We start from the raw sequence: 24,967 nt of genomic DNA on the forward strand, positions 1-24,967 counted from the left end.
GGGCGATGACGGGAACAAGCCACCATGCCGATCCGTATCGCGATTCGGCCGTTCGTAGAGTGGCCCTGTGGAGCTCTGGGAGTACGCGAGCCACGACGCGGTCGGGCTGCGGGGGCTGATCACGTCCGGGCAGGTCACCGCCGCGGAGGTGGAGGACGCCGCCCGGCGCGCGCTGGAGGCGGCGAACGAGCGGGTCAACGGGCTGGCCCTGCCGATCTTCGACCCGGCGCTCGACCACGCGGACGACGGGCCGCTCGCGGGAGTGCCGTTCCTGATCAAGGACAGCGGGCCGATGGCCGAGGGCGTGCCGTTCTTCCTGGGCAGCCGGGCGATCCCGGGAGTGACCCCGCGGCACGACACCGACCTCATGAGACGCGTCCGCGCCGCCGGGCTGGTCACGCTGGGCCTCACCACGGTTCCCGAGCTGGTGGTCAGCTTCGCCACCGAGTCGCTGCGGTACGGCCCCACGCGGAACCCCTGGCGGCCGGACCGTGGCGTGGGCGGGTCGAGCGGCGGGGCCGCCGCGCTGGTCGCCGCCGGGGCGGTGCCGGTGGCGCACGCCAACGACGGTGCCGGCTCAGTCCGGTTGCCCGCCTCGTGCTGCGGGCTGGTGGGCCTCAAGCCGAGCCGTGGCCGGACGCCGTGCGGGCCGGACCTGGGCGAGCCGGGATTCGGCATGGCGGTCGAGTCGGGGCTGACGCGGACCGTCCGCGACGCCGCCCGCTACCTCGACGCGATCCGGGGCCCGGCGGCGGGCGACAAGTACACCGCGCCGCCTCCGCCCCGCCCGTACGAGGAGGAGCTCGCGGCCGATCCGCCCCGGCTGCGCGTGGCGGTGACCACGCGTGCCTGGCCGGGCGTCCCGGTCGACCCGGAGGTGGCCGAGGCGACGGCACGCACCGGCCGGCTGCTGGAGGAGATGGGACACGCGGTCGCGGAGGCGAGCCCGCAGGTCGACCGGGACGCCGTGCTGCGCACGATCATGACCCAGATGGTGGCGCTCGTCGCCCCGTTGCTGCTGGCGCCGAGACGGCCGGACCCCGCGAGGATGGAGGCCGTCTCCCGGCGGATCCTGCGGATGGCCGAGGAGCGGAGCGCGCTCGACCTGATCGCGGGCCTGGACGAGCAGAACCGCCTCACCCGGACGGTCGGCGCGTTCTTCACCGAGTACGACCTGCTGGTCACTCCCACGCTCGCGCGTCTCCCGGCGCCGCACGGCACGCTCCGCTACGACGACCCCGACCACACGGTGGAGAGCTGGCTGCGGACCGAGTTCGACTACGGCCCGTTCACCTCACTGTTCAACATCTCCGGGCAGCCGGCGGTCAGCCTGCCGCTCGCGCAGAGCCGCGACGGCCTGCCGATCGGCGTTCAGCTCGTCGCCCCGTACGGGCGGGAAGACCTGCTGTTCCGCGTCGCCGCCCGGCTGGAGGAGGCCGTGCCCTGGCGCGACCGCGTCCCGCCGGAGGGGCTCAGGCGGGCCGGCGGGCGGTGAAGTGCACGCGCCCGGACGCCGGGGTGACGCGTACGTCCGTCAGGCCGGCCGCCTCGCTCACGGGTCTTCACACCCATGCCGGGGCCGAGTTCCAGCACGTCGTCGCCGAGATCGACATCCTTGAGCACCACCGGGAACAGGCCCGTACGCATGGAGTTCGCCCACCCGGCCGAGCCGCGGATCCGGTTGTGAATCAGGTTCATGCTCGTGCAGATTAGGGACGGACGACGATGGCGGGAACGACCAAGGCGGTCAGGTGATATCGCGAAACAGCCAGCTTCGCGTGCGCGGCGACGGAGCGATCCTGGTCGCGGAGTTCTCTTCGGCGCGTCACCGCTTCGACACGCACTGGCACACCGGCCACCAGCTGGCCTGGGCCTCCTCGGGCATCCTCACCGTCTCCTCGACCGGCGGCACGTGGGTGCTGCCGCCGGCCCGTGCCCTGTGGATCCCGGCGGGCGTCGAGCACGCCATGGACGCCGACCGTCACACGACCGTCTGCTGCCCCTACTTCGCCGCCGAGCGGGGGCCGGGCTGGACCGCCCCGACGGTGGTCGCGATCAGCCCCCTGGCGCGGGAGCTGATCCTCCACCTGGCCGCCACCGAGCCGCCCACGGCCGCCCGCCGCCGGGCCGAGAGTGTCCTGTTCGACCAGCTCGCGCCGGTGCCGGTTACCACCATCGCGGTGCCGATGCCCCGCGACCCGCGCGCCCTCGACGTGGCCCGCGCCGTGATCGAGAACCCTGCCGACGACGCGACGCTGGACATCTGGGCCCGGCGCACCGGCACGAGCACCCGCACTCTCGCCCGCCTGTTCACGGCCGAGACGGGCATGCCCTTCGGCCGCTGGCGCACCCAGGTACGCCTGCGAGCGGCGCTGCCGCTGCTCGCTGAGGGGCTGCCGGTCGCCACCGCGGCCCGACGCGTCGGCTACACGACCCCGAGCGCCTTCGTCGCCGTGTTCCGCAAGGCCACCGGCGTGCCCCCGGGCGCCTACTTCACCAGCCGCTGAGCCCGCACCGGCCTACAGCGGCGTGTCCGTGTCGATCACGGCGGCGCGGAGCGCGGCGGCGAGGCGGGCGGCGGGTTCGGGCAGCGGCCGGGGGAGGTGGGCCAGCAGGATGCGCCGCTGTTCGCTCGGCCCGCCGCGGACCGGCAGCACCCGGACCCCGGTGGGAACGGTGGCCGCGAGCGCGGCCGGGACGGTGGTGATGCCGCAGCCGGCGGCGACGAGATGCAGCTTGGCCAGCCAGTCGCGGGCGGTGTGGACGATCTCGGGCCGCTCGTCCAGGCCGGGCCAGACGCCCATCACCCGGTCCCCGCCCGACCCGGCGATCCAGCGCTGGCCGTGCAGGTCGGCGACGTCCACGAAGTCGCCCCGCGCGAGCGGATGGGCGGCGGGCACCGCCAGGCGCAGGCTTCGTTCGGTGAGCGTGCGCAGCTCCAGGCTCGGCGTCTCGGTGTCGAGCGGGCGGAACGGCGGCGCCGACGCGACCAGCGCGAGGTCGAGAGTGCCGGCGCGCAGCGCGCGCACCAGGGCCGGGGTGCCGCCCTCGCGGCTGATCACGGTGATGCACGGATGCGTGCGGCGCAGCGCGGCCAGCGCCCGTGGGAGCAGCCCGGCCCCCGCGCTGGCGAACCAGCCCAGCCGGACGGTGCCGCGCTCGTCGGGCAGACCGGCCAGCTCCCGCGCGGTGGCGTCGACCTGGTCGACCACTGTGGCGGCGCGGCGCACGACGACGTGGCCGGCGGGTGTCAGCCGCACGCCGTCGTGGCGCCGTTCCAGCAGCGGCGTGCCCGCCGCGCGTTCCAGCGAGGCGATCTGGCGGGAGACGGCGGACTGGGTGTAGCCGAGCGCGGTGGCCGCGGCGGTGAGCGTGCCGCGCTCGGCCACTTCGCGGAATACCCGCAGCGCGGTGAGCGAGGCATCGGTGAAGGCCATGACACTTACGCATATCCCACCTGAGGAACTTTCGCTGGTGGAATGGGTTGCCGATTCCTAGCGTGGTCGGCATGAACCTCATCCGGACACCGTTCGGTTTCGCCGACACCGCGGCCGAGGTCGCGGCGGGTATCGACCTGACCGGCCGGCGCGCCGTCGTGACCGGCGCCTCCTCCGGCCTCGGCGTGGAGACGGCCCGTGCCCTCGCCGCCACGGGCGCCGAGGTCACCCTGGCGGTCCGCGACATCGCCGCGGGGGAGCGCGCCGCCAAGGACATCGCGGACAGCACGGGCCGTACGGCGCCGCACGTCGCACCGCTGGACCTGACCGACCCGGCCTCGATCACCGCGTTCACCGCCTCCTGGCGCGGGCCGCTGCACATCCTGGTGAACAACGCGGGCGTGATGGCCTGCCCCGAGCGGTACACCCCGCAGGGCTGGGAGTGGCAGTTCGCCACCAACCACCTCGGCCACTTCGCCCTGGCCGCCGGGCTCCACGCGGCGCTGGCCGCCGACGGTACGGCGCGGATCGTGGTGGTCAGCTCCAGCGGGCACCAGCTCTCGCCGGTGGTCTTCGATGACGTGAACTTCGCCTTCCGCCCGTACGACCCCTGGCTCGCCTACGGCCAGTCCAAGACCGCGAACGTGCTCTTCGCGGTCGAGGCGACCCGGCGCTGGGCCGGTGACGGGATCACCGCGAACGCGCTCATGCCCGGCGCGATCCACACCAACCTGCAGCGCCACACCGGCGGCCGCGGCAGCGGCACGGTCCCGCCCGAGCTGATCAAGACGCCCGCGCAGGGCGCCGCCACCTCGGTCCTGCTCGCCACCTCGCCCCTGCTGGCGGGCGTGGGCGGCCGCTACTTCGTCGACTGCCAGGAGACCGAGACCGTCGACCGCCGCGGTGAGGCGCCGCGCCTGCACGGCGTCGCCCGCTACGCCCTCGACCCGGCGGGCGCCGAGCGCCTGTGGGACCTGTCCCTCGCCGCCACCGAAGGAGCGGCATGAACACCACACCGAAGGTCGCCCTGGTCACCGGCGCCACCCAGGGCCTGGGCCTGGCCCTGGTCGAGGGACTCGCCGGTCGCATGGCCCCGCAGGACACCGTCTACCTCACCGGCCGCGACGTCGACCGCGTCACCCAGGCCGTCGACGCCATGCCCGGTGGCGGAGCCCGGGTTCGCGGCGAACTCCTCGACGTGGCCGACCCCGAGGCCGCCGGCCGGCTCGCCGCGCGCCTGAAAGAGCGGCACCAGGGCGTCGACATCGTGTTCGACAACGCCGTCATGCGGGTGGGCCCCGACGACGACCCACGCGAGATCGTCGACGCCTACACCGAGGTCAACAACTTCGGCACCACCCGGGTGCTGCGCGCCTTCGCCCCGCTGCTGCGGGACGACGGGCGGCTGATCGTCGTGGCCAGCTCGCTGGGCACCCTGCACCACCTGGCGCCCGTACTCCACGACCGCTTCGACGGACCGACGTCCCTGGACGAGGTGGACGAGCAGGTCGCGGCCTGGCGTGACGCGGTCAAGGACGGCAGCGCCCGCGGCGGAGCCTGGCCCGGCTTCGTCAACATCCCCTCCAAGATCGGCCAGGTCGCCGCCGTCCGCGCGCTCGCGCACCAGCGCCGCGAGCCGGATCTCGCCCGCGGCATCCTCCTCGCCGCCGTCTGCCCCGGGATGATGAACACGCCGACCTCCGGCATGTGGTGGGACGTCAGCGGCGCCCCCAGCCCGGCCGAGGCGGCCCTCGCCCTCCTGGATCTCGCCCTCGACCCCGTCGACCCCGACCACTACGGCCGGCTCGTCCGCCATGGTCAGGTCCTGCCCTGGTCACCCTGAGCGCCGATTACCTTGGGCGGATGGTCAAGATGCACGCCGACGAGGCCGACACCGACCCGGATCTCGTCCGGCGCCTGGTCCGGGGGCGGTTCCCGCAGTGGGCGGACCTGCCGGTCGAGCGGCTCGCCTCCGGGGGCACCGTCAACGCCGTCTACCGGCTCGGCGAGGCGCTGACCGTCCGGCTTCCCCTCACCGCGGGCGGCGTCGCGGACCTGGAGTGGGAGGAACGGTGGCTGCCCAGGCTCGCGCCGGCGCTGCCCGTGACCATCCCGGCCGTCGTCGGGCGTGGCGAGCCCGCCGAGGGATACCCGTGGGCCTGGTCGGTGCACCGCTGGATCGACGGCGAGTGCCCGGTCGAGGGCCGGGTGGCCGAGCCCGACCTCCTGGCGCGTAACCTGGCGGCGTTCGTCACCGCGTTGCGGAAGTTCGACGCCGACGGCGGGCCCGCCGCGTACCGTGGGGTTCCGCTGGCGAGCGTCGACGCGTCCACGCGTGCCGCGATCGAGGAGCTCCGCCACACCGACGAGCCCTTCGACGCCGCGGCGGCCACGGACGCCTGGGAGCGATCGCTCGCCGCACCGCCGTGGACCGGCGCGCCGTGCTGGGTGCACTCCGACCTCATGCCGAGCAACCTGCTCACCAGCGGCGGGCGGCTCACCGGCGTCATCGACTTCGCGACCGCCGGGGTCGGCGACCCCGCCTGCGACCTGATCGTCGCCTGGAACCTGCTGCCGGCCGCGGCCAGAGAGACGTTCCGGGACGCCGTGGACGTCGACGAGGCGACCTGGGCGCGGGGCCGCGGCTGGGCCCTGTCCATGGCGCTCGGCCAGCTGCCGTACTACCGGAACACCAACCCGGTCATCTCCGCCAACGCCCGCCACGTCATCCGCGAGATCCGGAGAGACACTCGGCCCTGACGAGTCCCCACGGTATCGCCCGGTCACATGGTTCCCAGGCGTTTCGTGGTGGTGTTCTATGTTGCACAGCGTGGCCGCCGTGCTGAAGCTGGGATGGCCATCACTAGTGCTTGGAGGCCATGACGTGTCGGTGACCGAGGGTGACCTGCTGTGGGAGCCGTCCGAGGACGCGCGGCGGCGGGCCCGCGTCGGCAGGCTCATGGACGAGCGAGGCCTCGGTTCCTACGACGAGCTGTGGCGCTGGTCGGTCACCGAGGTCGACGCCTTCTGGGACACGGTGTGGTCGTACTTCGGCGTGCTCGGCGAGCGGGGCGACGGTCCGGTGCGCGAGGGCGCCGGGATGCCCGGCGTGCGCTGGTTCCCCGGTGCCACGATCAACTACGCGCGCAACGCCCTGCGGGCCGACCGCGACCAGGACGCCACGGCGGTGATCTTCCGGTCGGAGACCGGTGACCAGCGCACCCTGACGTACGGCGAGCTGGCCACGCAGGTCGCCGAGGTGCGCCAGGGGCTCCGCGAGCTCGGCGTGACCAGGGGCGACCGGGTGGCCGCGTACGTGCCGAACATCCCCGAGGCGCTGGTGCTCTTCCTCGCGACGGCCTCGCTGGGGGCGATCTGGTCCTCCTGCTCGCCCGACTTCGGGGCGCCGAGCGTGATCGACCGGTTCACCCAGATCGAGCCGAAGGTGCTCGTCGCGGTGGACGGCTACCCCTACAACGGCAAGCGCTACGACCGGCGCGACGTCGTACGCGACATCCAGGCGGCGCTGCCCACGCTGAGCGCCACCGTGCTGATCCCGTACCTGGGCACCGACGGCCACGAGGGCACGATCGGCTACGACGACCTGCGCCGGCCCGGCGCCGAGCCCGGTTTCGACGACGTGCCGTTCGAGCACCCCCTGTGGATCCTGTACTCCTCCGGCACCACCGGGCTGCCCAAGCCGATCGTGCACGGCCACGGGGGCATCGTCCTGGAGCACCTCAAGTCCCTCGGCTTCCACCAGGACCTCGGCCCCGGCGACGTCTTCTTCTGGTTCACCACGACCGGCTGGATGATGTGGAACTACCTGGTCGGCGGCCTCCTCGCCGGCGCGACCATCGTCATGTACGACGGCGCGCCGAACGGCGACACGCTCTGGCGGCTGGCCGCCGAGACCGGGGTGACCTACTTCGGCGTCGGCGCGCCGTACATCCTGGCGTCGATGAAGGCCGGCCTCGACCCGGGCAAGACCTTCGACCTGTCGCGGATCCGCGGGATCGGCTCGACCGGCTCACCGTTGCCGCCCGAGGGCTTCGCCTGGCTGTACGAGCACGTCGGCCGGGACCCGCTGGTCGGCTCGTTCTCCGGCGGCACCGACGTCGCCACGGGGTTCGTCGGGCCGTGCCCGCTGCTGCCGCTGCGCGCGGGCGTGATCCAGTGCCGGGAGCTCGGGGCCAAGGTCGAGGCGTACGGCGACGCGGGTGAGCCGGTCGTCGACGAGGTGGGCGAGCTGGTGCTGACCGAGCCGATGCCCTCGATGCCGATCTACTTCTGGAACGACGAGAGCGGCGAACGCTACCGGGAGTCCTACTTCGCCATGTACCCGGGCGTGTGGCGGCACGGCGACTGGATCAAGATCCTGCCCGACGGGGGCAACGTGATCTACGGCCGTTCGGACTCGACGCTCAACCGGGGCGGGGTGCGCATGGGCACCGCCGACTTCTACCGCGTCGTGGAGGCGTTCGACGAGATCGCCGACTCGCTGGTGGTCGACACGGGGCAGCTGGGGCAGGAGGGGCGGCTGCTGCTGTACGTGCAGCTCGCCGACGGCGTCGAGCTGTCGGAGGAGGTGACCGGGCGGATCCGGGCGGCGCTGCGGTCGACGCTGTCGCCGCGGCATGTGCCGGACGAGATCCGCGCGGTGCCGGGCATCCCGCGCACGCTGTCGGGCAAGAAGCTGGAAGTGCCGGTGCGCAAGATCCTGCTCGGCACCCCCGTGGAGAAGGCCGCCAACCCCGACGCCATGGCGAATCCCGAGGTGCTGACGCACTTCATGCCCACGTCAGGACACTAGTGCCACGGCGAGCCGTCCGTCCACGAGTCGGCGAAACCCGGTTTTCGAGTTAATGTGGCGCCCGTGAGCGCAACACCACAACGGCGTGGTGCGGCCGCTTCCGTGTCCGGTATGCCCGGAAACGGATATGGCGCACCGGGGCGTAACTTCGGTGAAGAAGGGGGGCGCCTCACCTACGGCGCCTACCTCAGGCTGCCGACCCTGCTCGACCAGCAGGTCCCCGAGTCCGAGCCCCCCGCCCGCGACGAACTGCTCTTCATCACGATCCACCAGGTCTATGAGCTCTGGTTCAAGCTGCTGCTGCACGAACTGGGCGAGATCCGCCGGGCCATGATCGACGACGAGGTCTGGCTGGCCCGGCATCTGTTCCGGCGCGTACACGCCGTCGAGCGGGTGCTGGTCGACCAGATCCCGGTGCTGGAGACGATGACCCCGCAGGACTTCATGGCGTTCCGGGAGAAGCTGGCGCCCGCCAGCGGCTTCCAGTCCGTGCAGTTCCGCGAGATGGAGTTCCTCTCCGGCCACAAGGACCCCGGCTTCGTCAAACGGTTCCGCGGCCTCACCGACGACGAGCGGGAGCGCCTCGACCGCCGGCTCGCCGAGCCGACGCTCTGGGACGCCTTCGTCACGCTGCTGCGCGGCCGCGGGCTCGCGGCCGGCGACGATGACGAGATCCGGGAGTCGCTGGTCACCGTGGCCCACGACCGGGAGCGTTACGACGATCTCTGGCAGCTGTCCGAGGATCTGCTGACCCATGACGAGATGGCGGCGCTCTGGCGCCAGCGCCACGTCCAGATGGTCGAGCGGCAGATCGGCACCAAGTCGGGCACCGGTGGCTCCACCGGCGCGCCTTACCTCCGAAGCAGGCTTGACCTGCGGTATTACCCGTTGCTGTGGGAATTGCGAACCCTGCTCTGAGAAGGCACTGAGGGAGATTTGTAGATGAGCGGCGAACCGACCGGCCGGCCGGACGACGAAGCGGAGCGGGCCAAGGACGATCTCCTGCGCCATGCGGCGGAGGCCTGTGCCCACCACACGTACGGCGCCCGACAGGAGACCGACGACATTCTCGGCTTCCTCCGGCTCTACTATCGGCATGTCGCGGTGGAGGACCTCGACTCCCGCGACCCGGCCGACATCTGGGGCCCGGCGATGTCCCACCGCCAGCTCGCAGAGGACCGCCCGCAGGGCCGGGCCAACGTGCGCGCGTTCACGCCCACCGTTGACGACCAGGGCTGGGACCCCGGGCACAGCGTCGTGCAGGTGGTCACCGACGACATGCCGTTCCTGGTCGACTCGGTGACGATGGAGCTCAACCGGCACCAGCTGTCCACCCACCTGATCGTCCACCCGCAGCTGAACGTCCGCCGGGACGTGGCCGGCCACCTGCGGGGCACCGACGACGGCGACGGCCTGGTGCTCGAGGAGTCCTGGATCCACCTGGAGATCGACCGGCAGACCGACCGCACGCTGCTGCAGGATCTGGAGAAGGACATCCGCCGGATCCTCGACGACGTGCGCGCCGCCGTCGAGGACGAGGACAAGATGCGGTCCCTGTCCCGTACGATCGCGACCGGGCTGCGGGAGAAGCGGCCGCCGCTGCCGGAGGAGGAGATCGGCGACGGCGTCGCGCTGCTCGACTGGCTGGCCGACGACCACTTCACCTTCCTCGGCTACCGGGAGTACACCCTGGAGTCCGGCGAGGACGGCGAGCGGCTGCGGGCCGTGCCGGGCACCGGCCTGGGCATCCTGCGCTCCGACCAGCCGGAGTCCACCAGCTTCGCCTCGCTGCCGCCGGAGGTGCGCGCCAAGGCGCACGAGCCGCGGCTGCTCGTGCTGACCAAGGCCAACTCCCGCGCCACCGTGCACCGCCCCGCCTACCTCGACTACGTCGGCGTCAAGCGGTTCGGCGACGACGGCAAGGTGGTCGGCGAGCGCCGCTTCCTCGGCCTGTTCACCCACGCCGCGTACAGCGAGAGCATCGAGCACATCCCGGTGCTCGACCGCAAGCTCCGGACGGTCCTGGAGCGCGCCGGGCTCGCCCCGGACAGCTACGACGGCAAGGACCTCATCGAGATCCTGGAGACCTACCCGCGCGAGGATCTGTTCCAGATCTCGGCCGACGAGCTGTTCCCGATCGCGACGAGCGTGCTGCGGCTGCGCGAGCGCAAACAGCTGCGGCTGTTCGTCCGCAAGGACGCCTACGGCCGCTACATGTCGTGCCTGGTCTTCCTGCCCCGCGACCGGTACACCACGCAGATCCGGCTGCGCATCCAGGAGATCCTGCGCAGCGCCTTCGACGGCACGAGCGTCGACTACAGCGCGATGGTCGGCGACTCCGCGCTCGCGCGCCTGCACGTCGTCGTCCGCGGCGAGCGCGGCCGCCCGCTGCCCGACGACGTCGACCTGGCCGAGGTCGAGGCCCGGCTCGTCGCCGCCACCCGCTCGTGGGCCGACGACCTGGTCGAGGCGATCGTCGAGCAGTGCGGCGAAGAACGCTCCGGGGCGCTGACCCGCCGCTACACCAACGCCTTCCCCGAGGGCTACAAGGCCGACTTCCCCGCCCGTACGGCCTGCGCCGACCTCAAGCGCCTGGAGGCGCTGACCGAGCCGGGTCAGATCTCCATCAACCTGTACGAGCCGTACGGCGGCGAGCCCGGCGAGCGCCGGCTCAAGGTGTACCGGCTCGGGCCGCCGATCTCGCTGTCCCACGTGCTGCCGCTGCTGCACGACATGGGCGTCGAGGTGGTCGACGAGCGGCCGTACGGCATCGACCCCGAGGGCGGCCGCCGCTCCTGGATCTACGACCTGGGCCTGCGGTACGTCCCGTCGCCCGACGTGGACGAGGCCGACGTCAAGGACCTGTTCCAGGACGCCTTCACCGCGCTGTGGCGCGAACAGGTGGAGAGCGATCCGTTCAACACCCTCGTGCTGCGGGCCGGGCTCGCCTGGCGGCCGGTCATGGTGCTCCGGGCGTACGCCCGCTACCTGCGGCAGACCGGCACGACCTTCAGCGAGCGGTACATCGAGCAGGTGCTGGTCGACAACCCGCGCATCGCGCGGCTGCTGGTGCGGCTGTTCGAGTCGCGGTTCGACCCGGCGCTGAGCGCGCGCTCGGACGCGGCGCCCGACGCGCACGAGGAGCTCGGCTCGGCCATCGCCGAGGAGATCGAAGGTGCGCTCGACGCGGTCACCAGCCTGGACGAGGACCGCATCCTCCGCAGCTTCCTGTCGATGATCCGCGCCACGCTGCGCACGAACTACTACCAGCGGACCGGGGGCGGCACGCCCAAGCCGTACCTGGCGCTGAAGCTGGACCCCGAGGCGATCCCGGACCTGCCGCAGCCCCGCCCGCAGTTCGAAATCTTCGTGTACTCCCCGCGGATGGAGGGCGTGCACCTGCGGTTCGGGCCGGTCGCGCGCGGCGGCCTGCGCTGGTCCGACCGGCGTGAGGACTTCCGTACGGAGATCCTCGGCCTGGTCAAGGCGCAAGCGGTGAAGAACACCGTGATCGTGCCCGCCGGCGCCAAGGGCGGCTTCGTGTGCAAGCGGCTGCCCGACCCGAGCGACCGGGAGGCGTTCCTCGCCGAGGGCGTCGCGTCGTACAAGCAGTTCATCAGCGGCCTGCTCGACATCACCGACAACCTCGTCGGCGGCGAGGAGGGGGCGGGCCCCCGTAAGGGGGTCGGTGGAATGCGCGTGGTGCCCGCGCCGAACGTCGTGCGGCACGATGGCGACGACACCTACCTGGTCGTGGCCGCCGACAAGGGCACCGCGACCTTCTCCGACATCGCCAACGAGGTGGCCGCCTCGTACGGCTTCTGGCTCGGCGACGCCTTCGCCTCCGGCGGCTCGGTGGGCTATGACCACAAGGGCATGGGCATCACCGCGCGCGGCGCCTGGGAGTCGGTGAAGTACCACTTCCGCTCGCTCGGCGTCGACGTGCAGAAGGAGGACTTCACCGTCGTCGGCGTCGGCGACATGTCCGGCGACGTGTTCGGCAACGGCATGCTGCTGTCGGAGCACATCCGGCTCATCGCCGCCTTCGACCACCGGCACATCTTCCTCGATCCCGACCCGGACCCGGCCTCCTCGTTCCGTGAGCGCAAGCGGCTGTTCGATCTGCCGCGCAGCTCGTGGGCCGACTACGACACCTCGCTGATCTCCAAGGGCGGCGGGGTGCACCCGCGCTCCGCCAAGAAGATCCCGCTGACCCCGCAGGTGCGCGAGGCGCTCGGCATCCCGGGCGGCGTCAACGCGCTGACCCCGCACGAGCTGATCCACACGATCCTCACCGCGCCGGTCGACCTGATGTGGAACGGCGGCATCGGCACGTACGTCAAGGCCTCCGGCGAGACGCACGCCGAGGTCGGCGACAAGGCCAACGACGTGCTGCGGGCCGACGCGACCGAGCTGCGCTGCAAGGTCATCGGCGAGGGCGGCAACCTCGGCCTGACCCAGCGGGCCCGCATCGAGTTCGCCCTCGGCGGGGGCCTGGTCAACACCGACTTCATCGACAACTCCGCGGGCGTGGACACCTCCGACCACGAGGTGAACATCAAGATCCTGCTGGACCAGGTCGTCCGCGACGGCGAACTGACCGACAAGCAGCGCGACACGCTCTTCATGGAGATGACCGACGAGGTCGCCGGCCTGGTCCTGCGCGACAACATCGCGCAGAACGTCGCGCTCGCCGCCTCGCGCAGCCAGGCGTCGTCCATGCTGCACGTCCACGGCCGCTACCTGCGCAAGCTGGAGCGCGACGGCAAGCTGAAGCGGCGCCTGGAGTTCCTGCCGAACGACAAGGTGCTCGCCGAGCGCCGGCAGTCCGGGAGCGGCCTCACCGGCCCGGAGTTCGCCACGCTGCTCGCCTACACCAAGCTCACGCTCGAGGAGGAGATCCGCGACTCGGACCTGCCGGACGACCCCGACCTGGCCAGCCGCCTCGTCGAGTACTTCCCGACGCCGCTGCGCGAGCGGTTCCGCGACTACATGGACCGGCACCCGCTGCGCCGCGAGATCATCGCCACCTCCGTGGTGAACAGCATGGTCAACGACAGCGGCATCACCTTCGCGTTCCGCATGGGCGAGGAGACCGGCGCGTCCGCCTCCGACATCACCCGTGCCTACCTCGTGGCACGCGAGGTGTTCGGCATGGAGGCCTTCTGGCGATCGGTGGACGAGCTGGACTACCAGGTCGACACCGCGACGCAGATCCGGATGCGGCTGGAGGCCCGCAAGCTGACCGAGCGCGGCGCCCGCTGGCTGCTGCACAACCGCCGCATGCCGTTCGACATCCGCGACACCGTCGACTTCTTCGCCGCCGGAGCGGCGGCACTGGCGGCGCACATGCCCAAGCTGCTGGTCGGCCTCGACCTGGACGGCTTCGAGGAGCGCCGCGACCGGTTCGCCGAGGCCGGCGTGCCCGACCAGCTCGCCGAGCAGGTCGCGATGATGGTCCCGGCGTTCTCCACGTTCGACCTGGTGGAGATCGCCCACAGTGCCGGACGGCCGCCGGAGGAGGTCGCCGAGGTCTACTTCGACCTGGCCGAACGCCTCCAACTGTCCCGCCTGCGCGAGCGCATCATCCAGCTCCCGCGCGACGACCGCTGGAACTCCATGGCCCGGTCGGCCCTCCGCGACGACCTGTACGCCGCGCACGCCGCCCTGGCCCGCGACGTGCTCGTCATCAGCGAGCCGGGGGTCGCGCCGGAGCAGCGGCTGGCCATCTGGACGGAGAAGAACAGCGCCGCCGTCGCCCGCGCGGCGCAGACGCTGAGCGAGATCTGGGAGAGCGACAACCTGGGCGTCGCCACGTTGTCGGTGGCCCTGCGCGCGATCCGCACGCTGGTGACCGCCTCGACCCTCCCCGCCTGACCCGGCGGAGACCGGCCGGCCCGCGTACGGGCCGGCCGGTCAGCGAGGCTCGACCGCCCGGCGCGGCCCCGGCAGGACGACCGGGTCGTCGTCGGTGCCGCCGGGCCACAGCCACAGGTGCGCCTCGCCCGGATCGCCGTCCTCCCGCAGGTGGTGCAGCACCGCCTCGCGACGGGGACGGAAGGCCAGCCGGGCCAGCCGTCGGCGCGCCTCCGCCGCCGGCACCCACGCCGCCTCCAGGACCGACCCGTCCGGGTCGGCGGGCGCCAGGTCCCGCACCGACGTGGCGAACTCGAACGTGAAGACCGTCCAGACCCCGGCCCAGCCGGGGTCGTCGGTGACCGTGTACTGGCAGAGGAAGGCGAGCCGGCCCGGCGCGGCCCGCAGGCCGGTCTCCTCCCACAGCTCGCGCACGGCGGCCTCGTCCACCAGCTCTCCGGGCTCCACCTGGCCCCCGGGAAGGACCCAGCCGGGCTCCGGATCGTCGCCGAGCCGCTCGCGCACCATCAGCACGTCCGTGCCGTTGCGGACCAGAGCCGCCACGAGCAGTCCACTGCGAGCCGCCTGGGGGAGTGGCACGACGGTGTCCTTTCTGATTGTGAATTCGCACAGTAGTGGATCAGTCACTGTGCGAATCTGTCGGCATGCGACGACGACTGGCCGCGCTGACGGCCGCCATCCTCCCAGTTTCCGCGTGCGGTTCCCTCGGGGCCGCGCATCCGGCCATCACCAAGAGCCAGGCCCAGCAGGTCCTGGCCAACTACCAGACCGTCAACAACCGGGCCAACGCCGGCCTCGACGGCGACCTCCTGGCGACCGTGGAGACCGGTGACCAGCTCGAGATGGACCGGGCCGGCTACCGCCTGCGGCAGGCCAAGAAGGACAAGTACACCCCGTTCACCTACTCCCACCCGGCGTTCTACATTCCGCGCCAGGACCGCTACCCCAAGTGGTTCGCGGTCGAGGCGGTCTCCGGGCAGACCCGCCACGCCCTGCTGTTCACGCAGGAGCGCGCGGGCGGCCCCTGGCTGCTGGCCGCCGACCCGTTCCCCTCATCGCCGCTCAGCGGCATCGCCCTCGACAAGGACGGCTTCGCCACGGCCGTGAACCCGGCCGACACCAACGCCGCGCTCCAGCCCCGCAAGGTGGCGAGCACGCACGCGGCGACGCTGTCCACCGGGGCCGGCGGCATGGCGCCCGGGCCGTACACCTCCGAGTCCCGCGACGCGCTGACCAAGGTCCAGGCCGAGCTGCGGCAGCGCGGCGTGACCCTGACCTCCGACTTCGCGCCCGACCAGCAGCGCACGTACGCCCTGCGGACCACGGGCGGCGGCGCCCTGGTCTGGTACGTCGTCCGGCAGAGCGAGCGCTACGACATGGTCGACCCCGGCACGGTCAACACCAACGGCGACCTCGCCGGGCTGGTCACGGGGAGGGTGGGCCACCACCTCAGCTCCGTCGCGCTCATCCAGTACCTCGCGGTCGTGCCCGATCACGGCGACACCCAGGTGATCGGCACCTACCGCAAGGCCGTGCAGGCCACGACGTCATAGCCGATGCCGGGCTCCATGCGGACCACGACACCCCGCGGGGGCGGTCTCTCGTACGGCCGGGGGTCGCCCCCGCGCTCACTTGGCGGGGACGTTCGCCTTGATCGTGCCGCCGTCGGCGGCGATGATCACGGCCTTCTCCTGGCTGGTCGCGCCCTTCTTGGGCGCGGGCGGCACCACCGTGGCGAACTGCAGCGTCTGGTTCACGTCCAGCTCGTTACGCACGAGGTGCGACTCGACGAACGGCGCCGCGTCCTCGGGCACCGGCACGTGACCGGGCTTCTTCTTGCTCTTGGTCGACACGGCGTCGCGGCTCAGCGCGTACAGGACGATGCCGCCGCCGTCGGTCGTGGCCAGCGGGAAGATCGGGAACGACGTCGTGGCGTACACCGTGTCGACCCGCAGCCCGGAGCCCTTCTTCGGCTTGGTCGCCTTCTGGTCGGAGGTGTAGTAGCCGGTGGTGTGCTTGCCGGCCGCCATGACCTTGGCGGCGACGTTCCCCGGGCCCTCCTCGGCGAGCGTGGCCTGGATGGAGGGCACGTCCCGCGGGGGGATCAGCAGGCCGGTGTCGAACGTCGCGAGCGGCTTGGCGTATCCCTGGTCATCGACGAGGATCTTGGGCGGCTTCTGCTTCTTGTCCAGCAGCGAGGCCAGGCTGAGGCGCCACCGCATGGTCGGCTTGCTCTTGACGAACCCCATCAGCACGGTGTGCGGGTCCTTACCGTCGGCCAGGCTGCGCCGCACGCTCGCCACGAACCACTGCTGTCCCTCGGGTTTCAGCTTCGGGACGTAAAGCGTCGGGGTGCCGTACCGGTAGCGGGGCACCGGGTCGCCGGCCGTCATCGCCCGGCGGAACGCCGCCGCGGTCAGCTGCGACTGTCCTTCGCTGGTCCACCACAGGGCCAGCCTCTCGTCGCCGCTGGCCCTCGCCACGTCGTCGTTGGTGACGAACGACTGGAACGCCTTGCGGGCCACATCGAGCGTCAGCGGCACGGGAGGAGGAGAGGTGTCGGGGCTGGACTCCGCCGCCACGGGCTTGGTGCGGGCCTGCTCGTGAGAGCCTCCCGAGCATCCCGTCAGCGCGGCGAGGGCCACTGCCGTCGCCAGAGCCGACGCAACCGCTGTCCTCATGCTCCCCGGCCGATCATGTGTCATCGATGTGGGGCAGAGTATGCCAGGCGCGCCGGAGTGCCCGAACGCGAGGCCGATCAGGTGGCGGCTCGCGTACCTCGCGGACCGTGCCCCAGGTAGGCTTTCGATCGTGGCAGCCATCGATCCGTCAGAAGAGATGAAGGAGCTCGGCGCGATGCTCGGCGGCGTCGAGGCCGTGCTCGACCTCGACGGCATGCGCCGTGATATCGGCGAGCTCCGTGAGCAGGCTGCCGACCCCGACCTGTGGAGCGACCAGGAGCGGGCCCAGGAGGTGACCCGGCGGCTGTCCTACCTCGAGGCCGAGCTGGGCAAGGTCGAGGGCCTGAGGGGCCGGCTGGACGACGCCGGCGTGCTGCTGGAGCTGGCCGCCGAAGAGGGCGACGACGACACCCGCGGCGAGGCGGAGCGCGAGCTGGGAGCCCTCCGCAAGGAGATCGAGCAGCTCGAGGTCCGCACCCTGATGTCGGGGGAGTACGACGCGCGGGAGGCGCTCGTCACGATCAACTCCCAGGCCGGCGGCGTCGACGCGGCCGACTTCGCCCAGATGGTGCAGCGGATGTACCTCCGCTGGGCCGAGCGGCACGGCTACCCGACCGAGGTCTATGAGACCTCCTACGCCGAAGAGGCCGGCATCAAGTCGACCACGTTCACGGTCAAGGCCCCCTACGCGTACGGCACGCTGCGCGGCGAGCACGGCACCCACCGCATGGTGCGCATCTCGCCCTACGACAACCAGGGCCGCCGGCAGACCTCGTTCACCGGCGTGGACGTCGTCCCGGTGGTGGAGCAGACCGACCACGTCGACATCCCCGAAGACGACATCAGGGTCGACGTCTACCGCTCCAGCGGGCCGGGCGGCCAGGGCGTCAACACCACCGACAGCGCGGTGCGCATCACCCACCTGCCCACCGGCATCGTGGTGTCCTGCCAGAACGAACGCAGCCAGCTGCAGAACCGCGCGACCGCCATGACGGTGCTCCAGGCCAAGCTCCTCGAGCGCAAGCGTCAGGAGGAGGCCGAGCGGATGAACGAGCTGCGCGGAGAGTCGACCAGCTCGTGGGGCACCCAGATCCGCAACTACGTGCTGCACCCGTACCAGATCGTCAAGGATCTGCGCACCGGTGTGGAGGCGGGCAACCCCACGGCCGTACTCGACGGCGACATCGACGAGTTCATCGAGGCCGAGATCCGCTGGATGCGCCGCCAGGAGGCCGGCGACGGGCAGAACAACTAGCTCAGGCCGAACTTCAGCGCGATCAGAAGGGTCAGCGCCAGGATCAGGGCGCCGATCAGCACCGGAGAGATGCCGAACGTCCCCGGGTAGTGGACCTCCGCCCGGGCGGCCCTGCAGGTGGGGCAGCGGCCCTCGACGACCGGTCCCGCACACCGAGCACAGATCAGGTGTTCGCAGCTCATCTGGCTCCTCTCCATGTTGATCGGGGCTTGTGATGCTCGGTTGCACCTATGGGTGTACCCAAGTTGGACGTTTCATGCCAGTCTCCCCCTTAGACTGCTCCTTGGCCAATCGGCCCCTGAGCCGCGAAGCCGTTGCGGGGCGCCTGTCCCACGAAAGTTCAGCCGCCCCCGTCCCCCACCCCCTAGACTGACACGTCGTGATGCAGCCGTGATCCACTTTGATAACGTCACCAAGGTCTACTCGCACCAGAGCCGGCCGGCCCTGCAGGGTGTCAACGTGGCCGTCGAGAAGGGTGAGTTCGTCTTTCTCGTGGGTCCCTCCGGGTCCGGCAAGTCGACGTTCCTGCGCCTGATCCTCAAGGAGGAGCGGCCGACGCAGGGCGGCATTCACGTCGCCGGCAAGGAGCTGAGCAAGCTCACCAACTGGAAGGTCCCCCACCTGCGCCGTCGCATCGGCTGTGTGTTCCAGGACTTCCGGCTGCTGCCGAACAAGAATGTCTATGAGAACGTCGCCTTCGCGCTGGAGGTCATCGGCAAGCCCCGGCGCTTCATCCGCAAGGTCGTCCCCGAGGTGATCGACCTCGTCGGCCTCGAAGGCAAGGCGCACCGCATGCCGGACGAGCTCTCGGGCGGTGAGCAGCAGCGCGTCGCGATCGCGCGGGCGTTCGTCAACCGGCCGATGATCCTGCTCGCCGACGAGCCCACGGGCAACATCGACCCGGCGACCAGCATCGGCATCATGAAGGTGCTCGACCGGATCAACCGGACCGGCACCACCGTGGTGATGGCCACCCACGACGCGGCCATCGTCGACGCGTTCCGCAAGCGAGTGGTGGAGCTTGAGGACGGGCGAGTGGTCCGTGACCAGTCCCGCGGAGTGTACGGCCAGGCGTACGGAGGCGTGTAGCCTCTAGCCTCCGCGGGAGATCGAGGCTCCCCATATCGGCCCATAACGGACGACCAAGGACAGCGAGGCATGCGCGCACAGTTCGTTCTTCAGGAGATCTGGATCGGTCTCCGCAGGAACCTCACGATGACCATCGCGCTCGTCGTCACCGTCGCGATCGCCATGGCGCTGTTCGGCACCGGCGTGCTGCTCAAGATGCAGGTCGACAAGTCGAACAACTACTGGTCGGACAAGGTCGAGGTCTCGGTCTACCTCTGCAACAAGCTGAGCGCCAACCCCGCCTGCCACAAGACCGAGCCGACGACCGACGAGAAGAACCAGATCAAGTCGCAGCTCCAGTCGATGCCGCAGGTGGCCAAGGTCACTCCGGAGACTCAGCAGGAGGCGTACCAGCGGGCCAAGGAACGCTTCGCCAACACTCCGGGGTTCTCCGACACCATCCAGCTCGGTGACATCCCCGACTCCTTCCGGGTGAAGCTGAAGGACCCCAAGCAGTACGCCGCGGTCGTCGCCCAGATGACGAACCGTCCGGGCGTCGACCAGGTGATCAACGAACGGGCGATCCTGGAGAAGTTCTTCAAGATCCTCGGCGGTCTCCAGTGGGCGGCACTGATCATCGCCGCGATCCAGGTCATCGCGGCCGTGCTGCTGGTCGCCAACACCATCCGCCTCTCGGCCTTCAACCGCCGCCGAGAGACGGGCATCATGCGGCTGGTGGGGGCCTCCAACCTCTATATCCAGCTGCCGTTCGTCCTCGAAGGCGCCATCGCGGGCCTGATCGGCGGTGTGTTCGCGGCCATCCTGCTGGGCTTCTCCAAGGTGTTCCTCCTGGGGCGCCTGACGAAGAACCTGCAGTTCGCCACCCCACTCGACTGGTTCGCGGTCGCGGAGGTCATCGTGTTCGCGGTGTGCTTCGGCGTGGTGCTCTGTGCGCTGGCGTCCTTCCTCACCCTCCGCCGCTACCTGAAGATCTGAGGCACGATCGCGCGGTGATCGTCGGATCGCGTACCTTCGGTAGGGGACCGGTGCCGGGCCCGCCGGGATCGGCGGTGATCGTGGCCGGTCCCGATGTCGCGGCCGACCGCGACCGTCCGTACGGGGAGAAGGACCGAGGCTGAGTTCCAGTGCCACGCGAAGAGGGGCGCAAGCTCATCGCGCAGAACAAGCGCGCGCGCCACGACTACCACATAGAGGACACCTACGAGGCGGGCCTCGTACTCACCGGCACCGAGGTGAAGTCACTGCGGGCCGGCCGGGCCAACCTGACCGATGGATTCGCGCACATCCGCGACGGCGAGGTCTGGCTCGAGGGCGTCCACATTCCCGAGTACACGATGGGAACGTGGACCAACCACGCCGCCCGGCGGCCCCGTAAGCTGCTGCTGCACCGGCGCGAGATCGGCAAGCTGAGCGGCGCGACGACCGAGTCCGGGCGCACCATCGTCCCGTTGTCCTTGTACTTCAAGGACGGAAAGGCCAAGGTCGAGATCGCGGTGGCGCGAGGCAAACGCGCGTACGACAAGCGGCAGGCCATCGCCAAACGGGATGCCGAACGCGAGATGCAGCGCGCTCGGGCGGCACAGCTGAGAAGGCGCTGAGGGTGGTCATGCGACGGGTCCGCGGAGTGGCGGCCATCACGGGGGCGCTGCTGGCCGTCTCCGGCTGCAGGATGTTCGCGGAGCCCTCGCCGCTGCCCACGGTGCGAAACTTCCTGGTGGCCTGGCAGAACGGCAACTACTCCGGTGCCGCGAAGCAGACCAACGGCGACCGCAAGGCGGTCGCCGGCGCGCTCCAGGCGCTGCCGGGCCAGCTCGACCTCGCCTCCCTCCACCTCGCGCTCGGCCACGTGCGCAAGGACGACGACGACGCGACGGCCCAGTTCGAGGTCAGGATCGACCTCGGCGACAACGGCCCGCCCTGGGACTACGGCAGCCAGATGCGTCTGCACCGGTCCGGAGGCCAGTGGAAGGTCGTGTGGAGCCCGTCGATCATCCACCCGAAGCTCGGCCAGGGTGAGCGGCTCGCCGTCGTCACCGAGACGCCGCAGCGGGCGTACGTCCAGGACTCCAAGGGCCGCGCCCTGACCAGGCAGACCAAGGTGGAGATCTTCGGCGTCCTGCCGGGCCAGCTGACCAAGCCGGACGCCACGCTCGACAAGCTCTCCAAGATCACCAATCTGGACAAGGATCGCGTCCTCGGGCGCGTACGCTCCGCGCCGCCGCAGGAGTTCCTGCCGCTGGTGACGCTCCAGCTGCCGGCCCAGGCCACGGTGGCCGCCCAGCTCCTGCAGGTGCCCGGCGTGCAGGCCCGCACGCGGTACCTGCCGCTCGCACCCGCGACCGCCGCCGACGTCGTCGGCCAGCTGGGCCCGGCCACGGCCGAGCTCCTCCAGCAGGTCGGCGCGCCGTACCAGCCGGGTGACACGATCGGCGTCTCCGGCCTGCAGGTGCTCGACCAGCGCCGCCTCGCCGGCACCCCGACGGTGAAGGTGGTCGCCCAGAACCCCTCGGGCGCGTCCAGCCAGGTGCTGTACGAACTGCCGGGCGCGCTGAGCCGGCCGGTACGGACGACGGTGGACCGGCGGGTGCAGGAGGCGGCGGAGAACGCCCTGAAGGGGCTGCACGCGCCCGCGTCGCTGGCCGCCGTGCACCAGGCGACCGGTGAGGTCCTGGCCGCCGCCGACCACCAGACCGACGGCAAGAACCAGGCGTTCGAGGGCCGCTACCCGCCGGGGATGACCTTCGGCATGATCACCACCCAGGCGCTCCTGGGCTATGACCAGAAGATGAACGCCGCCCTGTCGTGCCCGCCGACGTACAAGGTCGGCGACCAGGTGTTCCACAGCTCCTCCTCGCGCGGCAAGACGTTCCAGAGCAACTTCGTCCGCTCGTGCCCGACGGCGTTCGCGTCGATGTACCGGTCGCTGGCGTACCAGGACATCCGTACGAGCGCGGCCCGCTTCGGGATCGGCCTGCCGTGGACCCTGCCGCTGCCGTCGTTCTCCGGCACCGTGCCGCCGCCGTCGAACGACGCCGAGCGTGCCGCGTCGATGGTCGGTCAGGGTCGCATCGAGGTGAGCCCCCTGGCGATGGCGCTCGCCGCCGCGACGGTGGAGAGCGGCACCTGGAAGCCGCCGAGCCTGATCAAGGACCCGGCGCCGCCCCAGGCGATCCAGCCGCGGTCGCTCGACTCGGACTCGATCTCGACGCTGCAGCCGCTGCTGCGCGAATCGGTCACCTCCGGCGCGGCCCGCTCGGCCAACCTGGCGGGCAACAAGGTCAGCGGCGTGGTCGCCCAGGTGCCGTACGGCTCAGGCAAGACGGTCTCGTGGTTCGTGGGCTTCCGCGGCAACGTGGCCTTCGCCCTGGCCGTCGAGGGAAAGGTCAACGCGGCGGCGGTCGCGGCGAGGTTCCTGCGGAACGTACCGGGCTGATCCGCCGTACGGGCAGGGCGTTCGCGACTTTGTCATCTCTTGACCCAACGGGCACAACCTTCGCCGGGGTCACCGACGTCTTAACAGATGACTGAGACACCGCTTGGGGGGTTGCGGACTCAGTCGCCGTGATGAGACCAGAGCCTCGTCTCGGGGGAGGCTCTGCCGTCCGGACCGGCCCGACCCTGCCGGTCACCCCCGTGGGTGTGCCTAGTCCACGCCCACGGGGGTTCTCATCTTCTCTCTCTGTGTTCGGTGTCCACGGCCGGGAATCACGTTGGCGTGGGGTGCGTTGTACGTGTACGGTCGGTCTGGTGGGTGCCTGCGGGTGCCCGTTGACAACTGAACATGGGGGTGATCGGTTTCGACTTCGGTATGTCGAGACATGGGGAAGCGGGCCGAGGGTTGCGGTTGTGACCTCGTAAATCCTGTAACCGCAAAACAACAAGTGCCAACTCTAAGCGCACTCAGTTCGCCCTCGCCGCCTGAGGCTAGGTAGCGAACTTGTCAGCCCGAGAGCGTCTCCGACTCGGGACCTGGCATCGTAAGGAGACTCAACCTGTAGTCCCGGCCGCGGGAACAACAGGGAAACCAAACAGCGGCTGAGCCTGTCGGCGACACGCCTGCGTGAGCGCCGGGGCTGAGAAAACGCCAAGCAGGCTGCGCCCGGAGAAGCCCTGTCTTGGTACCGAAGGACGCGGGTTCGATTCCCGCCACCTCCACTGCACAATTAAGGCTCGGCCGTAACTGGAGTTATGGCCGAGCTTTTGCTTGTGTCCGGTTATGTGTTGAGTTCGGCGATACCAGAGCCGGAGGCTCGGCAACATCCTCTTCTGCCGATGAGCGGGTGCGTTGAGGTTGCGGGTGCCGATGCTCCGCTGTCTACGAACGCGCCCCCTCCTGCCGTCTCCAGCCGGTAGTGTCGCGGGGTGACCACGAGTGCCGGTCCCGGAACTGACCGTCCGCAGGATCAACGGCGATGGACGTGGGAGCATCCGGACGGCCCGCACTGGCTGCTCCTTGGCGATGTCGGCTTCGAAGGCTCCTGCGAGGACGACATCCCGCTGGCACTGTGCACGGAGATCGAAGGACTGTTCGTTGACCTGCCCCCCCGGCAACGGGAGCGGTTTACGCTCGTCGGCTGCACCCCCGGCGGTGCGCTGGCCGACCTACTCGACCGACTGCCGGTCGAGGCCCTCGGCACCGAGCGGGCCTGGCTGGGGGACATCTGTATAACGGGGCCTCCACCACCGCCAGGAACGCCGCCATCCTGGTGGGGCGAGGATCTCAGCGACGTTATCGTCCTCGCGCAACGGCCAAACCCCACGATGCCGGAAACCGTGGACATCGATCTCGACGGGTTCGTCCACATCTACGACCGCACGGACGCTGTGAAACGTCCCGGCGACGTCACCGAATTCGTCCTTCTGAGCCGGGACGAGATGCCCTACGGCACCTGCAGCGATGTCACCGGCGTGTTCCGCGAGCAGGCCGCATCGCCGGTGCCGCAGGTCCGGCTTCTCGGCTGCCGGCCAGAAACCCCTATGCTGACCGCGCTCGATGCGGTCGGACAGGCGACCGAGGCCGGCCTGCGGCGCCGTCGGATCCGCGCCGAGGTGTACCGGGTCGCCGTCGATGGTTCGGCCGGCCGCGTGATCGACGCCGTGGTTTCCGGAACGGTCGAGGCAGGCGAGCCGTCCCGGCTCGGTACCGGGCTTATTGACGTGACCGTCGACAGCGACCCACGGGAACCGCTGCCGAGCGGGATCCTCGGCATCCTGGAGCACTGGAATGCCGGACGGCCCGCTGAGAAGAGTCTGTGGGCCGGCTACGACCGGGAGCTGCGCCACCACTGGGCCGGAGTGGCGCTCGCCCACCGATCCAATATGCCGGACCGGCCGGCCGGCACCACCTACGATCTCGACGGCCGGTTCGTGACCGACATCGAAGGGTTCTACTGCGCAATCGGCGAGGCGATCAACGGTCCAGGCGGATATTTCGGCTGGAACCTCGACGCCCTCGACGACTGTCTCCGCGGGAGGTTCGGTGCGCGGGCACCGTTTCGGCTGGTCTGGCACGACTCGGCCATCGCCCGCAGGCACCTCGTCGCCGGCTACGACCGGCGCCGGCTGGCCCCGGCGATCACCTTGGAATATCTGCTGGGCATGCTCGCGGCGCACCATGTCGAGGTCGTCTTGCGCTGAGCCGTGAGCCGACACCGACGGCGACCGACCACGTCACCTGCTCGAAGCCAGCGAAGGACTGGAACCAGACCGCGCAGGCAGCCACCCCACCAATCGCCCCTGATCGGGTGCGCCCCCATGCCGCAATTCGACGTCGGCTCGGCCACTCACCGCTAAGGGCCGGGCTCTTTACGCGGCT

General features: G+C 70.8%; 19 protein-coding genes and 1 other RNA gene. 16 read left to right on the top strand and 4 right to left on the bottom strand.

Going from position 1 to position 24,967, the window contains the following annotated elements; translation table 11 throughout:
• The first annotated feature begins 67 nt into the window (after positions 1-67).
• Both QSK37_RS26355 and QSK37_RS26360 read left to right on the top strand, forming a co-directional pair.
• Complete coding sequence (locus QSK37_RS26355) at positions 68-1,495, top strand: amidase (protein ID WP_285626016.1); 1,428 nt, start codon at positions 68-70, stop codon at positions 1,493-1,495.
• A gap of 283 nt (positions 1,496-1,778) precedes the next feature.
• A complete protein-coding gene (locus QSK37_RS26360; protein ID WP_285626020.1) occupies positions 1,779-2,507 on the top strand; it encodes a helix-turn-helix domain-containing protein in 729 nt (242 codons plus the stop codon).
• 12 nt (positions 2,508-2,519) lie between these two features.
• Here QSK37_RS26360 and QSK37_RS26365 read toward each other — a convergent pair whose 3' ends face one another.
• Positions 2,520-3,437, bottom strand: coding sequence for a LysR family transcriptional regulator (locus QSK37_RS26365; RefSeq protein ID WP_285626022.1), 918 nt, complete (start codon positions 3,435-3,437; stop codon positions 2,520-2,522).
• A 71-nt stretch (positions 3,438-3,508) separates the two neighbouring features.
• On the opposite strand from QSK37_RS26365, the gene QSK37_RS26370 reads away from it, so the two are divergent.
• The 6 genes from QSK37_RS26370 (at position 3,509) to QSK37_RS26395 (ending at position 14,127) form a co-directional block, all read left to right on the top strand.
• Positions 3,509-4,444 (top strand): SDR family NAD(P)-dependent oxidoreductase, encoded by a 936-nt coding sequence (locus QSK37_RS26370; RefSeq protein ID WP_285626024.1) that lies wholly within the window; start codon positions 3,509-3,511, stop codon positions 4,442-4,444.
• Positions 4,441-5,280 carry an SDR family NAD(P)-dependent oxidoreductase gene (locus QSK37_RS26375; RefSeq protein ID WP_285626026.1) on the top strand — a complete coding sequence of 280 codons (840 nt, stop codon included), beginning with the start codon at positions 4,441-4,443 and terminating at the stop codon, positions 5,278-5,280. Before QSK37_RS26370 ends, QSK37_RS26375 begins: the two co-directional genes overlap by 4 nt.
• A 20-nt stretch (positions 5,281-5,300) precedes the next feature.
• Positions 5,301-6,197: an aminoglycoside phosphotransferase family protein gene (locus QSK37_RS26380; protein ID WP_285626027.1), complete on the top strand. Its 897-nt coding sequence runs from the start codon at positions 5,301-5,303 to the stop codon at positions 6,195-6,197.
• 124 nt (positions 6,198-6,321) lie between these two features.
• Complete coding sequence (locus QSK37_RS26385; protein WP_432705599.1) at positions 6,322-8,250, top strand: acetoacetate--CoA ligase; 1,929 nt, start codon at positions 6,322-6,324, stop codon at positions 8,248-8,250.
• Positions 8,251-8,361: 111 nt separating this feature from the next.
• Complete coding sequence (locus tag QSK37_RS26390) at positions 8,362-9,168, top strand: tryptophan 2,3-dioxygenase (RefSeq protein WP_285626030.1); 807 nt, start codon at positions 8,362-8,364, stop codon at positions 9,166-9,168.
• Between the two features lie 24 nt (positions 9,169-9,192).
• A complete protein-coding gene (locus tag QSK37_RS26395; protein WP_285626032.1) occupies positions 9,193-14,127 on the top strand; it encodes an NAD-glutamate dehydrogenase in 4,935 nt (1,644 codons plus the stop codon).
• 39 nt (positions 14,128-14,166) lie between these two features.
• Here the strand turns inward: QSK37_RS26395 and QSK37_RS26400 are convergent, their stop codons facing one another.
• The gene (locus tag QSK37_RS26400) at positions 14,167-14,706 is read right to left on the bottom strand and encodes an NUDIX hydrolase (protein ID WP_285626034.1); all 540 of its coding nucleotides are present in this window, start codon (positions 14,704-14,706) and stop codon (positions 14,167-14,169) included.
• A gap of 65 nt (positions 14,707-14,771) precedes the next feature.
• Here QSK37_RS26400 and QSK37_RS26405 point away from each other — a divergent pair, with 65 nt between their 5' ends.
• Positions 14,772-15,680 (top strand): DUF8094 domain-containing protein, encoded by a 909-nt coding sequence (locus tag QSK37_RS26405; protein WP_285626037.1) that lies wholly within the window; start codon positions 14,772-14,774, stop codon positions 15,678-15,680.
• A 75-nt stretch (positions 15,681-15,755) separates the two neighbouring features.
• On the opposite strand, the gene QSK37_RS26410 is transcribed toward QSK37_RS26405, so the two are convergent.
• On the bottom strand, positions 15,756-16,808 hold the full coding sequence (locus tag QSK37_RS26410) for a DUF8094 domain-containing protein (protein ID WP_285626040.1): 1,053 nt from the start codon (positions 16,806-16,808) through the stop codon (positions 15,756-15,758).
• 130 nt (positions 16,809-16,938) lie between these two features.
• Between QSK37_RS26410 and prfB the strand changes: the two genes are divergently transcribed.
• On the top strand, positions 16,939-18,063 hold the full coding sequence (prfB, locus tag QSK37_RS26415; protein ID WP_285626042.1) for a peptide chain release factor 2: 1,125 nt from the start codon (positions 16,939-16,941) through the stop codon (positions 18,061-18,063).
• Here the strand turns inward: prfB and QSK37_RS26420 are convergent.
• A complete protein-coding gene (locus tag QSK37_RS26420) occupies positions 18,060-18,245 on the bottom strand; it encodes a hypothetical protein (RefSeq protein ID WP_285578978.1) in 186 nt (61 codons plus the stop codon). The two genes, prfB and QSK37_RS26420, sit on opposite strands and share 4 nt — an antisense overlap.
• 208 nt (positions 18,246-18,453) lie before the next feature.
• Here QSK37_RS26420 and ftsE point away from each other — a divergent pair, with 208 nt between their 5' ends.
• From ftsE to QSK37_RS26450, 6 genes are all read left to right on the top strand, one after another.
• The gene (ftsE, locus tag QSK37_RS26425; RefSeq protein ID WP_285578975.1) at positions 18,454-19,152 is read left to right on the top strand and encodes a cell division ATP-binding protein FtsE; all 699 of its coding nucleotides are present in this window, start codon (positions 18,454-18,456) and stop codon (positions 19,150-19,152) included.
• Between the two features lie 69 nt (positions 19,153-19,221).
• Entirely contained in the window at positions 19,222-20,127 is a 906-nt protein-coding gene (ftsX, locus tag QSK37_RS26430; RefSeq protein WP_285626049.1) for a permease-like cell division protein FtsX, read from the top strand.
• Between the two features lie 149 nt (positions 20,128-20,276).
• Complete coding sequence (gene smpB, locus QSK37_RS26435; protein ID WP_285626051.1) at positions 20,277-20,750, top strand: SsrA-binding protein SmpB; 474 nt, start codon at positions 20,277-20,279, stop codon at positions 20,748-20,750.
• 8 nt (positions 20,751-20,758) lie between these two features.
• A complete protein-coding gene (locus QSK37_RS26440; RefSeq protein ID WP_285626054.1) occupies positions 20,759-22,585 on the top strand; it encodes a penicillin-binding transpeptidase domain-containing protein in 1,827 nt (608 codons plus the stop codon).
• Positions 22,586-22,935: 350 nt separating this feature from the next.
• Positions 22,936-23,310, top strand: a transfer-messenger RNA (tmRNA) gene (gene ssrA, locus QSK37_RS26445).
• Between the two features lie 204 nt (positions 23,311-23,514).
• Positions 23,515-24,789, top strand: coding sequence for a barstar family protein (locus QSK37_RS26450; protein WP_285626058.1), 1,275 nt, complete (start codon positions 23,515-23,517; stop codon positions 24,787-24,789).
• Positions 24,790-24,967 lie beyond the last annotated feature (178 nt).

Source organism: Actinoallomurus iriomotensis, assembly GCF_030269445.1.
GTDB lineage: Bacteria > Actinomycetota > Actinomycetes > Streptosporangiales > Streptosporangiaceae > Actinoallomurus > Actinoallomurus iriomotensis.